This window comes from Thalassotalea sp. LPB0316 (assembly GCF_014898095.1).
Classification (GTDB): domain Bacteria; phylum Pseudomonadota; class Gammaproteobacteria; order Enterobacterales; family Alteromonadaceae; genus Thalassotalea_G.
Genome location: NZ_CP062946.1, coordinates 808,907 through 823,045 on the forward strand (window position 1 = coordinate 808,907; position 14,139 = coordinate 823,045).

A 14,139-nucleotide genomic window follows, 5' to 3' on the forward strand; every position below is an offset into this window, starting at 1 on the left:
CTAACGTTTTATAAGGTTAATTATGTCTGATCGCGATGACTCATTGTTTGAACGTCATGAACACGCCTTAGAAAAGGCATACGAAGTGTGCCCAGAATGTGGCTGTGAACTGGCTATAAAACATTCAAAAAGCGGTGCCTTTTGGGGCTGTGTTGCTTATCCCAGTTGCCAATATACTCGACCAATTGTAGAACACGAAAAAGTCGAAGATAAAATTCTAGTCGGTACGAGTTGTCCCGAGTGTGGCCATGAGCTTGCGGTTAAGCAAGGCCGCTATGGCATGTTTATTGGCTGCAGTAACTTTCCTGCTTGTCATCATATTGAAGATCCCAATGCTCATGAAGAGGATGAGAGTCAACTCGTCGATTGCCCAAGTTGTAAGACAGGGCAGTTACACGAAAAACAAAGCCGTTATGGTAAGACGTTTTATGCCTGTGATGGTTACCCTAAATGCAAATTTGTTGTTAATTATCAACCTGTTGTTGGTAGTTGTAGTGAATGTGGCTTTGATTTGCTAGTAAAGCGCAATATGGCAAGTGGCGAGAAACTTCAATGTGCCAATAAAAAATGTGGCAAGTTTCAGTAATTGCTTGATAGAAAAATAGCGACAATAAAGCCCTTAACTTATAACAAGTTAAGGGCCATTTTCTTTGTTTGAATAGTTTACCTTAGTTGCGAGATATATTGTGCAACTTCAGGAAAATCATCTTCCGGTAAAATCTTAGCTAGTTTATTTAACCGTTCAATGAGTTGAGCTTTACTATCACCACAAACATTAATGTGACCCATTTTGCGTCCAGGGCGCTTAGTTTTACCATACCAGTGCATCGCAACAGAAGGCACGCTAAAAATAGCGTGATCAACATGATCTGGCCCTAATATATTGATCATCGCTGACGGACGAACCAAGTGCGTTGAACCAAGTGGTAAATCAGCAACCGCGCGAATGTGATTTTCAAATTGGCTAGTGTCACTACCTTGTTGCGTCCAGTGACCTGAGTTATGTACGCGTGGCGCAATTTCATTGACTAACAACTGCTCGCCAACTTGGAAAAACTCAATCGCTAATACACCAACGTAGTCTAGTGCATTAGCAATACGGTCAAACGCTTGTGCTGCTTGTGCCTGTAGCTCCTGCTTTTCATTAATCGCCAGTGACACGCTTAACACACCATTGCAGTGGTGGTTTTCCGTTAATGGATAAGCGTGGGTTTCACCTTGTTTGTTGCGAACACCTACGAGCGAGACTTCGCGGTCAAATGGGATCATCTGCTCAGCGATAACGCCTTGTTGCTCAGCGCCTTTGGCTCCGTCGAAAAATGCTTGAATATCTTGCCAAATAGCATCGCTATCTGCCTTATCTTTAAGTCGCCATTGACCTTTACCGTCGTAGCCGGCGAGGGCGCTTTTTAAGATAAGTGGTAAACTCAATGACTCAAGCGCCTGATCAAAATCCGCTTTAGTATGAATAATTTTATGTGGTGCGTTAGCAACATCAGCTTTTTCAAGTAAAGCTTTTTCCAAGCGGCGATCGCCGCCAGTTTTGATTGCTTGGCTTGATGGAAACAATTTGCCTGTCGCTTCGCAGATCGCTAGCACATCGTGACTAATGTGTTCGAATTCTGCAGTGATGACATCGGCAAAGGCAAGACCATCTTCTAAATCACCGTAAACTAACGAATTTACTAAAGGGTCAATGACTTTACCTGAGCCGACATCATAGGCTCTAACTTCTATATTCAGCGGCTTGCTCGCTAACGCCATCATGCGTGCAAGTTGGCCTGCGCCTAGTACGAGAACTTTTTTCATCATTATGGTTGTGTTGGGTCTGGGTTGTCTAAAATAGTTTGGGTTTGTTCAGCGCGAAACTTCTCAACATTGGCCATAATTGCTTCGTCATGAGTCGCTAGAATTTGGGCAGCAAGTAAACCTGCGTTAGCGGCGCCCGCTGTACCAATAGCTAAAGTTCCTACTGCGATACCTTTAGGCATTTGAACAATTGATAATAGTGAGTCTTGACCACTTAGTGCTTTTGATTGCACTGGCACCCCTAATACTGGCAAGCTAGTAAAAGCTGCTGCCATCCCCGGTAAGTGCGCAGCACCACCAGCACCAGCAATAATAACTTTAATACCGCGATCTTTAGCATTCTCTGCGTAGTCAGCAAGTAAATGTGGTGTTCTGTGAGCTGAAACAACTTTTGTTTCATACTTAACGCCAAGTAAATCTAACATTTGTGCTGCGTGTGTCATTGTCGGCCAATCCGACTTAGACCCCATGATGATACCAACTGTCATGATAAGTGTGCCTTTTTTAAACTTGTAAGGATACTGCAAGAGGGCAGAAATGAATTATCGCATTATACCTTTGTTTCTAGCTGAACGAAACTTCAACAATTAGCTAGCTACAAGATAGACATATAAATCTAATCTTCAGCCTAAAGAAAAGCCTGACTTGTTGACTTAAAAACGCTCAGCGCAAGCTTATTAGACTAAAGCACAATAGCTATTTCCTATTATCCACATAAAATCTAGGGGTGTTTGTTTTTTAATCAGGGCGAATAAGATGAACAATATTTATCAACAAGGTCTCGATCAGGTGTATGCCAATAGCACGCCTTTATCCCCGGTCAATTTTCTTCAGCGCACTGCGCAAGTTTTTCCTGAACGCATAGCGATTATTCACGGCGAACTACGTATTAGTTATCGCGAGTACTATGAAAACGTCAATCGGTTAGCTTCTGCACTAATAGCGCGAAACGTTAAAGTCGGCGACACGGTTTCGGTGATGGCGGCAAATATTCCTGCATTTCTAGATGCTCACTTTGCCGTGCCAATGACGGGCGCAGTGCTAAACGCTCTAAATACTCGCCTTGATGCACAAGCACTTGCTTTTATTCTCGATCACGGCGAGTGTGATGTTTTGTTTGTTGATACTGCGTTTGCACAAGTGATGCGACAGGCATTGTCTTTATCGACGCGTAATCCATTAGTGATCAATATTGATGACGTTGGCAATGGCGATTTGATTGGTGATTTAACCTATGAGCAATTACTCGCCGAAGGGGATAGCCATTATACCGACAACTTTATTACCGATGAATGGCAAGCACTAGCACTAAACTATACTTCAGGAACAACAGGCAACCCTAAGGGGGTTGTTTATAGTCACCGCGGTGCCTATTTAAACGCGATCGGTAATACGTTAGTTTGGCCATTAGGTGAGCAACCCGTGTATTTATGGACTTTGCCTATGTTCCACTGCAACGGGTGGTGTTTTCCGTGGGCGATTACCGCTGCTGGTGGAACACATGTTTGTTTGCGCCAAGTAGAGCCTGAGGCTATTGTTCAATCTTTTGTCGATCACCAAGTGACGCATTTTTGCGGTGCGCCAATTGTCCTCAATATGATTTTAAATGCGCCAGCTCAGTTAAAACTCAATATCCCCCGAAACATAAAAGCGATGACGGCAGGCGCGCCACCGCCGGCTGCGGTGATTAAAGGCATGGAAATACTCGGCTTTGAAATTACTCAATCCTATGGTTTAACAGAAGTTTATGGACCTTGTGTGGTTAGCCAGTGGAAACCCGAGTGGGACAGTAAAGACGAAGATGAACGCGCGGCCCTAAAGGCACGTCAGGGGGTTAAATACCCAACGCAAGAGCATGTTGATGTACTCGATCCTGAAACCATGCAATCTGTGCCTAGTGATGCTACAACCATTGGTGAAATCATGTTTCGCGGTAATACCACCATGAAAGGTTATTTGAAAAACCCTACCGCCACTGAAAGCGCGTTTAAACACGGTTGGTTTCATTCTGGTGACCTAGCGGTTAAACATCCTGATGGCTACATAGAAATTCGCGATCGTTCAAAGGACATTATTATTTCGGGCGGTGAAAACATATCTTCCGTTGAGGTTGAGGGGGTATTATTCCAGCATCCTAAGGTGTTGGAAGCGGCGGTTGTGGCAAAATCCTGTGAAAAGTGGGGTGAAACACCTTGTGCATTTGTCACTTTGAAACCGGGAGAACAGGCGACATCAGAGGAAATAATCGCTTTTTGCCGACAGCATCTAGCCGGCTTTAAGTGCCCTAAAACGATTGTTTTTTCAGATTTGCCGAAAACATCAACGGGTAAAGTACAGAAATTTATCTTACGGGAAAAAGTCAGAAATATGCCAGCTCAAGCCTCTTAAAAGATAGGTGATGATATTTTTATTAATTTTCTGGCGATAGTAGGTTAAAGGGATATAATTAGCACTTTTCAATCTAGAGTAGATGCAACCTATTACGATGGAAAGTGCAATTCAAGCATATCAAGAAGGCGGTATTATCGCCTACCCAACGGAAGCTGTTTTTGGTTTAGGCTGTGATCCGAACAACCAAGCCGCCGTTGAGAAGCTTTTAGCAATAAAACAACGCCCAGTAGAGAAAGGGCTCATTTTGTTAGCGGCTAATTACTCTCAGCTTCTACCGTTTGTTGATGATCAAAAAATCCCACAGGATAAGCGTTACAGCGTATTATCGCGCTGGCCTGATGGCATTACTCAGGTTTTGCCGGCTAAGCATGATGTCCCCAGCTTTTTAACGGGTAAATTTTCTTCTATTGCTGTACGTGTAACTAGCCAGCCAGACGTCGTTGCTTTGTGCAATGCTGTTAATGGCCCGATTGTTTCAACAAGCGCTAACTTAACTGGGCATGAACCTGCAAGAACTGCACAACAAGTAAAGGAAGCGCTTGGCGATTTGGTCGATTATATCGTCGAAGGTAATACGTTAGGCTTTACTCAACCATCAAAGATTATCGATGGTTTAACCGGAGAAGTTTTTCGTATATGAGTCAGATAGATATAAATAGTGTTATTGATTATTTAAAGTCGTTACAAGACCAAATTTGTCAGTCGCTTGAACAAGCCGATGGCACAGGTAAGTTTGTAGAAGATAACTGGCAACGCGAAGCCGGTGGTGGCGGTAGAACAAGAGTTTTATCCGATGGTAGCGTCATTGAACAAGGCGGGGTTAACTTCTCCTATGTGTCAGGAGATAAATTACCGCCATCGGCAACCGCTCATCGCCCAGAGTTAGCGGGAAGAACTTGGCAAGCCTGCGGTGTTTCTTTAGTTATTCACCCGAAAAACCCTTATATTCCAACCTCTCACGCCAATGTTCGGTTTTTTATCGCTGAGAAAGAAGGAGAGGAGCCGGTTTGGTGGTTTGGTGGAGGATTTGATTTAACGCCGTTCTATCCATTTGATGAAGATATTAAACACTGGCATCAAGTCGCTCGCGATTTAACTTTACCGTTTGGTGATAAGGTTTACGATGAGCACAAAAAGTGGTGCGACGACTATTTCTTTTTGAAGCATCGCAACGAAACTCGTGGTGTTGGTGGGCTTTTTTTTGATGATCTAAATGAGTGGGGTTTTGATAAGAGCTTCGATTACATCAAAGCTGTTGGTGAAGGGTATATTGATGCTTATGTGCCGATTATCAATAAACGCAAGGCAGTTGAATATGGCGAGCGCCAACGACAGTTCCAGCTATACCGTCGTGGTCGCTATGTTGAATTTAATTTAGTTTTTGACCGAGGTACATTATTTGGCTTGCAGTCAGGTGGTCGAACCGAGTCTATTTTAATGTCGATGCCACCGCTTGCTCGCTGGGAATATAACTACCAAGCCGATGAAGGTAGCGAAGAAGCCAAGTTGATGAACTATTTATCTCCGAGAGAGTGGTTAAGCTAAATTACAAATAGCAAAAGGATTGTAACCATAAAAAAGCGTCTAATTTTTAAATTAGGCGCTTTTTTCATCTTGTTGAGTTGCTTTGGGTGATTGTTCAGCTTGATGCAAGGCTATTGGTGGAAAAGTTCCCTGTGTTTTATTGATGTAGATCATACTTTTTGTTTGTTTACATATTGATAACTTTTTTACATTTTCTTTTTTTGAGGTAAATCAAGTTTTGTCGAATGCGAAGTCGTTAAACTACGCTCAATACTTATTTAGGAAGCACTCTCATGAAAAAGAATTTATTAGCTGTAGCCGTTTTATCATCATTATCTCTATCCGCTTTTGCTGGTGGCTTTCAAGCTGGCGACATGGTTGTTCGCGGTGGTTTGGTGAACGTTCAACCGGATAGCTCAGAGTTTACTATTTACGCAGGTGGTGAGCCGGTTGATTTAGGATTAGGTAACTTATTAGCATCAGTTGAAGATGATACACAAGTAAGCTTAAATTTCGTGTACTTTTATGATTCAAACTGGGCTGTTGAAGTACTAGCTGCTACGCCATTTTCACATGATATCACCGTGAATTTAGGTGATGGCACAAAAACCAACTTAGGTAAAACAAAGCACTTACCACCGACAGTGAGCGCATTATATTACTTTGACACTAACTCTAACTTTAAGCCATACGTTGGCGCTGGTGTTAACTATACCTTTTTCTTCGATGAAAAATTCAATTCAGCGATGGAAGGACCTGATTCTCCTTTAGAATTAAGTGACTTAAAATTGAAAAACTCTTGGGGTTTAAGTGCACAAATAGGTGCTGATTATTACTTCGATGATAATTGGTCGATTAATGCTTCAGTTCGTTACATTGATATTCATACCAAAGCACGCTTTAAAGCACTTGATGGTGCAGCAGATGGTCATGTGAATGTAGACATTGATCCAATGGTTTACTCATTACAAGTAGGCTACAAGTTTTAATCGCCAGATTGAAAACTCCGACGTCCTTAAGCAGCAATATAATTGCTGCTTTTTTTTTGCCTTTAAATTAATTAAGCTTGCTTAACGCTTCGCTAATTACGCATACCCATGGATCAATATTTCGTTGTTGGAAATCCAATAAAACAATCAAAATCGCCAGTTATTCATCACTTGTTTGCCGAGCAAACCAAACAATCGCTCAATTATGATAAAAAACTCATTGATGATGATGATTTTGAACAGGCCATATCGCGATTCAAAAAAGCAAACGTCAAGGGCGTCAACGTTACCGCGCCGTTTAAAGAGCGAGCGTTCAATCTATGTGATGAACTTAGTGAGTTCGCGGCCAAAGCTGGTGCAGTTAATACATTAATTATTGAAGAGGGTAAAATCAAAGGAGACAATACCGATGGTGTAGGTTTAGTGAACGATCTACTTAATCACCAAGTCTCTTTATCTGGTCAGCGTATATTAATACTTGGTGCTGGCGGAGCAGCTAAAGGTGTTGTCGCGCCAATTCTCGATCACCAACCAAGCCAGTTAATTATTGCAAATCGAACGTTGAAAAGGGCGCAAGATATTGCTAACCAGTACCCCAATAAAGCGATCGATGTTTTAACCTTCGATGAATTAGCAAATGTATCTGTTGATCTTATTATCAATGCAACCTCAGCTGGCTTAAATGGTCAGTCGTTACCTATACCACCCTCAATCATTACGCCATCGGTAATCTGCTACGATATGACATACGGTAAAGAGCTAACGCCATTTCTCACATTTGCTAGTCAAGCGGGTTGTGAAAAGCTGATTGATGGCCTGGGGATGTTGGTAGGGCAGGCTGCTCAAAGTTTCTACCTTTGGCGAGGGGTCATGCCACAGGTAAAAGATGTTATTGATAAGCTCAGAGCGCAGATGTAATTATGAATCAAGCAATTCTACTTAATGATGATCTCAAATTTAATGGTGAAAGTTGGCAGTTAACGGGCTTGGCTTCGGGGCAGCTAATCACTATTACTGTGTTTACCGAGCAAAGTGACTATAGCGATAGTTTAAAGTTTGATATCGAGATGGCAATAGAGGATTGGCTCGAAGACAACGAGCCAGATGAATTTAGTTCTATTGAGCTAACCCTCTAGATAATCATTTTTGAGGATTACGTAATTTTCAGCAGACTTAACCAAAAAAGCTTTTTCTTCTGGTTTAAGGGGGCGAGCTTTTTTCATCGGATTGCCAACGTATAAATAACCACTTTCTAATACCTTATTAGGAGGAACTAACGTGCCTGCACCAATAAAGACATCATCTTGAACCACAGCACCGTCCATTATAATCGCGCCCATACCAACGAGGATCCGACTCCCAAGCGTACAACCGTGCAACATACACTTATGACCAATAGTAACGTCATCACCAATAATTAGCGGGTATCCATCGGGGTTAGCATGACTTTTTCTAGTGACATGGAGAACACTACCGTCTTGCACATTAGTTCTCTGACCGATCATAATTTTGTTTACATCACCACGCATGGCTACAAGCGGCCAAATGCTAGTGTCATTTCCTATAGTTATGTCGCCTACAACAACAGAACTTGAATCTATATAGGTATTCACACCTAAATTTGGCATGATCGATTTAAAAGGGCGAATGTTAGCTGTCATATTCATCTCATCTTATATCAACGTTATCAGCACATCTTACAACAAAACAAAGCAAAAGCGTTTTAATTAAAAAATTCCCTATTTTACCAGTAACAGATAACGATTCCGCTTAATAAACTAGCAGTTTGTAGACTTAATAAACAAACGGGATTTAATTTTAAAATAAGTGTTGACGCGTAATAAAAAATCCCTAAAATGCGCATCCACTTCTTCGGGACAGCCCAAAGGAGTTTTGTATAGGAAATACTTATTAGACCGAGTCAGGACGACGAAAGGTCAGTTTTGATAAGTTTAGTTAGTCGATATGAATAACAAACAGGTCAAACAACTTAGAAAAATACTTTTCTTACAAACCTAGAAAGTTTTTTCGAAAAAAGTTGTTGACATAAAAACTGAGACGCGTAGAATGCGCATCTCGCTTCGGGGCACTAACCACGAAGCATACAACTTAAACGAATGCGATTTAAGTTGGCTACTTTAAGCAAGTAGCGTTCTTTAACAAATAGTTATCATGCAATTTGTGTGGGCACTCACATTAATAAATTCATATAAAGACCTAACGTTTCGTTAGGCAAATTTATCAATGTTGATGTTCACATAAAAACTTACATAAGTTTTAATGTACAACAGAATTCATTGAGCCGTATCGACAGATACACAAACGATTTTAATTGAAGAGTTTGATCATGGCTCAGATTGAACGCTGGCGGCAGGCTTAACACATGCAAGTCGAGCGGAAACGAGAAGTGCTTGCACTTCGGCGTCGAGCGGCGGACGGGTGAGTAATGCTTGGGAATATGCCTTTAGGTGGGGGACAACAGTTGGAAACGACTGCTAATACCGCATAATGTCTACGGACCAAAGGAGGGGATCTTCGGACCTTTCGCCTAGAGATTAGCCCAAGTGAGATTAGCTAGATGGTGGGGTAAAGGCCTACCATGGCGACGATCTCTAGCTGGTTTGAGAGGATGATCAGCCACACTGGGACTGAGACACGGCCCAGACTCCTACGGGAGGCAGCAGTGGGGAATATTGCACAATGGGGGAAACCCTGATGCAGCCATGCCGCGTGTGTGAAGAAGGCCTTCGGGTTGTAAAGCACTTTCAGTCGTGAGGAAAGGGTAGTCGCTAATATCGGCTATCTGTGACGTTAGCGACAGAAGAAGCACCGGCTAACTCCGTGCCAGCAGCCGCGGTAATACGGAGGGTGCGAGCGTTAATCGGAATTACTGGGCGTAAAGCGTGCGTAGGCGGATTGTTAAGCGAGATGTGAAATCCCGGGGCTCAACCTCGGAACTGCATTTCGAACTGGCAGTCTAGAGTATTGTAGAGGGTGGTGGAATTTCCAGTGTAGCGGTGAAATGCGTAGAGATTGGAAGGAACATCAGTGGCGAAGGCGGCCACCTGGACAAATACTGACGCTGAGGCACGAAAGCGTGGGGAGCGAACAGGATTAGATACCCTGGTAGTCCACGCCGTAAACGATGTCAACTAGCTGTCTGTGAACTTGATTCGTGGGTAGCGTAGCTAACGCGCTAAGTTGACCGCCTGGGGAGTACGGCCGCAAGGTTAAAACTCAAATGAATTGACGGGGGCCCGCACAAGCGGTGGAGCATGTGGTTTAATTCGATGCAACGCGAAGAACCTTACCATCCCTTGACATCCAGAGAATTTTCTAGAGATAGAATAGTGCCTTCGGGAACTCTGAGACAGGTGCTGCATGGCTGTCGTCAGCTCGTGTTGTGAAATGTTGGGTTAAGTCCCGCAACGAGCGCAACCCCTATCCTTACTTGCCAGCGGATGATGCCGGGAACTTTAAGGAGACTGCCGGTGATAAACCGGAGGAAGGTGGGGACGACGTCAAGTCATCATGGCCCTTACGGGATGGGCTACACACGTGCTACAATGGCGTATACAGAGGGCAGCGAGACCGCGAGGTGGAGCGAATCCCAGAAAGTACGTCGTAGTCCGGATTGGAGTCTGCAACTCGACTCCATGAAGTCGGAATCGCTAGTAATCGTGAATCAGAATGTCACGGTGAATACGTTCCCGGGCCTTGTACACACCGCCCGTCACACCATGGGAGTGGGTTGCAAAAGAAGTGGCTAGTTTAACCTTCGGGAGGACGGTCACCACTTTGTGATTCATGACTGGGGTGAAGTCGTAACAAGGTAACCCTAGGGGAACCTGGGGTTGGATCACCTCCTTATCTTGAAGAGTTTATCGTGTTGAGTGTTCACACAAATTGCATTGATAACGAAAGTGTTTAAGACGAAGCCTTTGGGGCTATAGCTCAGCTGGGAGAGCGCCTGCCTTGCACGCAGGAGGTCAGCAGTTCGATCCTGCTTAGCTCCACCAATTTTGCTTTGCTCGCAAAATACTAATCTGTATCAGCTGGTTAGCACCCACATCCCTTATAAAAAGTAGGGTGAGGTCGGCGCCGACAGGATTGATAACTAGTGTATATAATAGGTCTGTAGCTCAGCTGGTTAGAGCGCACCCCTGATAAGGGTGAGGTCGGCAGTTCAAGTCTGCCCAGACCTACCAATTCTTATAGGAATTGACAACTTCGTCCATGGAAGAAGCCAAATTCAAATTATGCTTAGATAGATAATTTCAATTTGGTTTTTTATTCCCTGCTAAGGGAGAAAAACACTGCTCTTTAACAATTTGGAAAGCTGATATATATCCTTAAACAAGAAATTGTTTAAAACCTCTTAATTAAGTGTCGCGCTTAATTAAGAATTCTAATTCAAGATACTCTATTGAGTACGTGAAAATGTCAGAATACATTTAGTTAGCGGTTTGTCTCGCTAACACTCAAAACTATTTGGGGTTGTATGGTTAAGTGACTAAGCGTATGTGGTGGATGCCTTGGCAGTTAGAGGCGATGAAAGACGTGTTAATCTGCGATAAGTCTAGGTGAGGTGATAAAAACCGTTATAGCCTAGAATGTCTGAATGGGGAAACCCAGTGCCATAAGGCACTATCTTTACCTGAATACATAGGGTAAAGAGGCGAACCGGGAGAACTGAAACATCTAAGTACCCCGAGGAAAAGAAATCAACCGAGATTTCGTTAGTAGCGGCGAGCGAACGCGAATTAGCCCTTAAGCTTGTGGGCGTTAGTGGAATGTTCTGGAAAGGACAACGATACAGGGTGATAGTCCCGTACACGAAGACAAACACAAGTGAAATCGAGTAGGTCGGCACACGTGAAATGTTGACTGAATATGGGGGGACCATCCTCCAAGGCTAAATACTCCTAACTGACCGATAGTGAACCAGTACCGTGAGGGAAAGGCGAAAAGAACCCCTGTGAGGGGAGTGAAATAGAACCTGAAACCGCATACGTACAAGCAGTGGAAGCCTTCGGGTGACTGCGTACCTTTTGTATAATGGGTCAGCGACTTATATTTAGTAGCAAGGTTAACCGATTAGGGGAGCCGTAGCGAAAGCGAGTGTTAACTGCGCGTTCAGTTGCTAGGTATAGACCCGAAACCCGGCGATCTACCCATGGGCAGGTTGAAGGTTGAGTAACATCAACTGGAGGACCGAACACACGTATGTTGAAAAATGCGGTGATGACTTGTGGGTCGGAGTGAAAGGCTAATCAAGCCGGGAGATAGCTGGTTCTCCCCGAAATCTATTTAGGTAGAGCCTCGGACGAACACCACTGGGGGTAGAGCACTGTTAAGGCTAGGGGGTCATCCCGACTTACCAACCCTTTGCAAACTCCGAATACCAGTGAGTGATATCCGGGAGACACACTATGGGTGCTAACGTCCGTAGTGAAGAGGGAAACAACCCAGACCGCCAGCTAAGGTCCCAAAGTACTAGTTAAGTGGGAAACGATGTGGGAAGGCTTAGACAGCTAGGAGGTTGGCTTAGAAGCAGCCACCCTTTAAAGAAAGCGTAATAGCTCACTAGTCGAGTCGGCCTGCGCGGAAGATGTAACGGGGCTAAACTAGTCACCGAAGCTGCGGATTCACACTATGTGTGAGTGGTAGGGGAGCGTTCTGTAAGCCGTTGAAGGTGTGTTGTAAAGCATGCTGGAGGTATCAGAAGTGCGAATGCTGACATGAGTAACGATAAAGGGGGTGAAAAACCCCCTCGCCGAAAGACCAAGGTTTCCTGTCCCATGTTAATCAGGGCAGGGTAAGTCGGCCCCTAAGGTGAGACCGAAAGGTGTAATCGATGGGAAACAGATTAATATTTCTGTACTTCTATATAATGCGATGGAGGGACGGAGCAGGCTAGGCAAGCATGGCGTTGGTTGTCCATGTGAAAGTAAGTAGGCTGAGAACTTAGGCAAATCCGGGTTCTTAAGGCTGAGATACGAGACGATGCTCTACGGAGCAGAAGTTGTTGATGCCATACTTCCAGGAAAATCTTCTAAGCTTCAGTTATATAGGAACCGTACCCCAAACCGACACAGGTGGTTAGGTAGAGAATACTAAGGCGCTTGAGAGAACTCGGGTGAAGGAACTAGGCAAAATAGTACCGTAACTTCGGGAGAAGGTACGCTCTCTAATGTGAATGACTTGCTCAGTAAGCATAGGAGAGTCGAAGTAACCAGGTGGCTGGAACTGTTTATTAAAAACACAGCACTGTGCAAAATCGAAAGATGACGTATACGGTGTGACGCCTGCCCGGTGCCGGAAGGTTAATTGATTGGGTTAGCTCTGCGAAGCTCATGATCGAAGCCCCGGTAAACGGCGGCCGTAACTATAACGGTCCTAAGGTAGCGAAATTCCTTGTCGGGTAAGTTCCGACCTGCACGAATGGCGTAATCATGGCCACACTGTCTCCACCCGAGACTCAGTGAAATTGAAATTGCGGTTAAGATGCCGTATACCCGCGGCTAGACGGAAAGACCCCGTGAACCTTTACTATAGCTTGACAGTGAACATTGCTCCTACATGTGTAGGATAGGTGGGAGGCTTTGAAGCATGCACGCCAGTGTGTGTGGAGCCATCCTTGAAATACCACCCTTGTATGCGTGATGTTCTAACCTAGGGCCCTTAGCGGGCTTGGGGACACTGTCTGGTGGGTAGTTTGACTGGGGCGGTCTCCTCCCAAAGCGTAACGGAGGAGCACGAAGGTTGGCTAAGTACGGTCGGACATCGTACGGTTAGTGCAATGGCATAAGCCAGCTTAACTGCGAGACAGACACGTCGAGCAGGTGCGAAAGCAGGTCATAGTGATCCGGTGGTTCTGTATGGAAGGGCCATCGCTCAACGGATAAAAGGTACTCCGGGGATAACAGGCTGATACCGCCCAAGAGTTCATATCGACGGCGGTGTTTGGCACCTCGATGTCGGCTCATCACATCCTGGGGCTGAAGTCGGTCCCAAGGGTATGGCTGTTCGCCATTTAAAGTGGTACGCGAGCTGGGTTTAGAACGTCGTGAGACAGTTCGGTCCCTATCTGCCGTGGGCGTTTGAGAATTGAAGAGGGCTGCTCCTAGTACGAGAGGACCGGAGTGGACGAACCTCTGGTGTTCCGGTTGTTATGCCAATAGCATTGCCGGGTAGCTACGTTCGGAACTGATAACCGCTGAAAGCATCTAAGCGGGAAGCAGGCTTTAAGATGAGTTCTCACTGGAGATTTAATCTCCCTAAAGGGTCGTTGGAGACTACAACGTTGATAGGCTGGGTGTGGAAGCGCTGCGAGGCGTTGAGCTAACCAGTACTAATTGCCCGTGAGGCTTAACCATACAACACCCAAGTGGTTTTACACCATGTTGTATGAAGACAAGTCACG

General features: G+C 44.6%; 10 protein-coding genes, 2 tRNA genes and 2 rRNA genes. 11 read left to right on the forward strand and 3 right to left on the reverse strand.

Annotated elements, in window-relative coordinates:
• Nucleotides 1-22 precede the first annotated feature (22 nt).
• Nucleotides 23-586, forward strand: a complete 564-nt coding sequence (locus LP316_RS03630; RefSeq protein ID WP_193022733.1) for a type I DNA topoisomerase — start codon at nucleotides 23-25, stop codon at nucleotides 584-586.
• Nucleotides 587-663: 77 nt separating this feature from the next.
• On the opposite strand, the gene LP316_RS03635 is transcribed toward LP316_RS03630, so the two are convergent.
• Together LP316_RS03635 and purE are read right to left on the reverse strand one after the other, a co-directional pair.
• Nucleotides 664-1,809 carry a 5-(carboxyamino)imidazole ribonucleotide synthase gene (locus LP316_RS03635; protein WP_193023796.1) on the reverse strand — a complete coding sequence of 382 codons (1,146 nt, stop codon included), beginning with the start codon at nucleotides 1,807-1,809 and terminating at the stop codon, nucleotides 664-666.
• A gap of 2 nt (nucleotides 1,810-1,811) precedes the next feature.
• Nucleotides 1,812-2,297 carry a 5-(carboxyamino)imidazole ribonucleotide mutase gene (purE, locus tag LP316_RS03640; protein ID WP_193022734.1) on the reverse strand — a complete coding sequence of 162 codons (486 nt, stop codon included), beginning with the start codon at nucleotides 2,295-2,297 and terminating at the stop codon, nucleotides 1,812-1,814.
• A gap of 268 nt (nucleotides 2,298-2,565) precedes the next feature.
• On the opposite strand from purE, the gene LP316_RS03645 reads away from it, so the two are divergent.
• The 6 genes from LP316_RS03645 to LP316_RS03670 all read left to right on the forward strand — a co-directional run bounded on the left by LP316_RS03645 (nucleotide 2,566) and on the right by LP316_RS03670 (nucleotide 7,849).
• Nucleotides 2,566-4,197: an acyl-CoA synthetase gene (locus LP316_RS03645; protein WP_193022735.1), complete on the forward strand. Its 1,632-nt coding sequence runs from the start codon at nucleotides 2,566-2,568 to the stop codon at nucleotides 4,195-4,197.
• A gap of 82 nt (nucleotides 4,198-4,279) precedes the next feature.
• Nucleotides 4,280-4,840 carry an L-threonylcarbamoyladenylate synthase gene (locus tag LP316_RS03650; protein ID WP_193022736.1) on the forward strand — a complete coding sequence of 187 codons (561 nt, stop codon included), beginning with the start codon at nucleotides 4,280-4,282 and terminating at the stop codon, nucleotides 4,838-4,840.
• Nucleotides 4,837-5,745: an oxygen-dependent coproporphyrinogen oxidase gene (gene hemF, locus LP316_RS03655; RefSeq protein ID WP_193022737.1), complete on the forward strand. Its 909-nt coding sequence runs from the start codon at nucleotides 4,837-4,839 to the stop codon at nucleotides 5,743-5,745. Before LP316_RS03650 ends, hemF begins: the two co-directional genes overlap by 4 nt.
• Nucleotides 5,746-6,017: 272 nt before the next feature.
• Nucleotides 6,018-6,713: an OmpW/AlkL family protein gene (locus LP316_RS03660; protein WP_193022738.1), complete on the forward strand. Its 696-nt coding sequence runs from the start codon at nucleotides 6,018-6,020 to the stop codon at nucleotides 6,711-6,713.
• Between the two features lie 108 nt (nucleotides 6,714-6,821).
• On the forward strand, nucleotides 6,822-7,631 hold the full coding sequence (gene aroE / locus LP316_RS03665; protein WP_193022739.1) for a shikimate dehydrogenase: 810 nt from the start codon (nucleotides 6,822-6,824) through the stop codon (nucleotides 7,629-7,631).
• A gap of 2 nt (nucleotides 7,632-7,633) precedes the next feature.
• On the forward strand, nucleotides 7,634-7,849 hold the full coding sequence (locus LP316_RS03670; RefSeq protein WP_193022740.1) for a hypothetical protein: 216 nt from the start codon (nucleotides 7,634-7,636) through the stop codon (nucleotides 7,847-7,849).
• Here LP316_RS03670 and LP316_RS03675 read toward each other — a convergent pair.
• Nucleotides 7,838-8,374, reverse strand: a complete 537-nt coding sequence (locus tag LP316_RS03675; protein ID WP_193022741.1) for a gamma carbonic anhydrase family protein — start codon at nucleotides 8,372-8,374, stop codon at nucleotides 7,838-7,840. The two genes, LP316_RS03670 and LP316_RS03675, sit on opposite strands and share 12 nt — an antisense overlap.
• 668 nt (nucleotides 8,375-9,042) lie before the next feature.
• Here LP316_RS03675 and LP316_RS03680 point away from each other — a divergent pair.
• The 4 genes from LP316_RS03680 to LP316_RS03695 all read left to right on the forward strand — a co-directional run bounded on the left by LP316_RS03680 (nucleotide 9,043) and on the right by LP316_RS03695 (nucleotide 14,092).
• A 16S ribosomal RNA gene (locus tag LP316_RS03680) occupies nucleotides 9,043-10,583 on the forward strand.
• A 73-nt stretch (nucleotides 10,584-10,656) separates the two neighbouring features.
• Nucleotides 10,657-10,732 (forward strand) — tRNA-Ala (locus LP316_RS03685).
• A 112-nt stretch (nucleotides 10,733-10,844) separates the two neighbouring features.
• Nucleotides 10,845-10,921 (forward strand) — tRNA-Ile (locus LP316_RS03690).
• A 295-nt stretch (nucleotides 10,922-11,216) separates the two neighbouring features.
• A 23S ribosomal RNA gene (locus LP316_RS03695) occupies nucleotides 11,217-14,092 on the forward strand.
• Together the 16S and 23S rRNA genes with 2 tRNA genes alongside form the textbook arrangement of a ribosomal RNA operon.
• Nucleotides 14,093-14,139: the final 47 nt, after the last annotated feature.

What these genes read in the sequence shown, in the direction of transcription:
- LP316_RS03630 (WP_193022733.1), top strand. Translation starts at nt 23, where the DNA reads ATGTCTGATCGCGATGACTCATTGTTTGAACGTCATGAACACGCCTTA.
- LP316_RS03635 (WP_193023796.1), bottom strand. Translation starts at nt 1,809, where the DNA reads ATGAAAAAAGTTCTCGTACTAGGCGCAGGCCAACTTGCACGCATGATG.
- purE (WP_193022734.1), bottom strand. Translation starts at nt 2,297, where the DNA reads ATGACAGTTGGTATCATCATGGGGTCTAAGTCGGATTGGCCGACAATG.
- LP316_RS03645 (WP_193022735.1), top strand. Translation starts at nt 2,566, where the DNA reads ATGAACAATATTTATCAACAAGGTCTCGATCAGGTGTATGCCAATAGC.
- LP316_RS03650 (WP_193022736.1), top strand. Translation starts at nt 4,280, where the DNA reads ATGCAACCTATTACGATGGAAAGTGCAATTCAAGCATATCAAGAAGGC.
- hemF (WP_193022737.1), top strand. Translation starts at nt 4,837, where the DNA reads ATGAGTCAGATAGATATAAATAGTGTTATTGATTATTTAAAGTCGTTA.
- LP316_RS03660 (WP_193022738.1), top strand. Translation starts at nt 6,018, where the DNA reads ATGAAAAAGAATTTATTAGCTGTAGCCGTTTTATCATCATTATCTCTA.
- aroE (WP_193022739.1), top strand. Translation starts at nt 6,822, where the DNA reads ATGGATCAATATTTCGTTGTTGGAAATCCAATAAAACAATCAAAATCG.
- LP316_RS03670 (WP_193022740.1), top strand. Translation starts at nt 7,634, where the DNA reads ATGAATCAAGCAATTCTACTTAATGATGATCTCAAATTTAATGGTGAA.
- LP316_RS03675 (WP_193022741.1), bottom strand. Translation starts at nt 8,374, where the DNA reads ATGACAGCTAACATTCGCCCTTTTAAATCGATCATGCCAAATTTAGGT.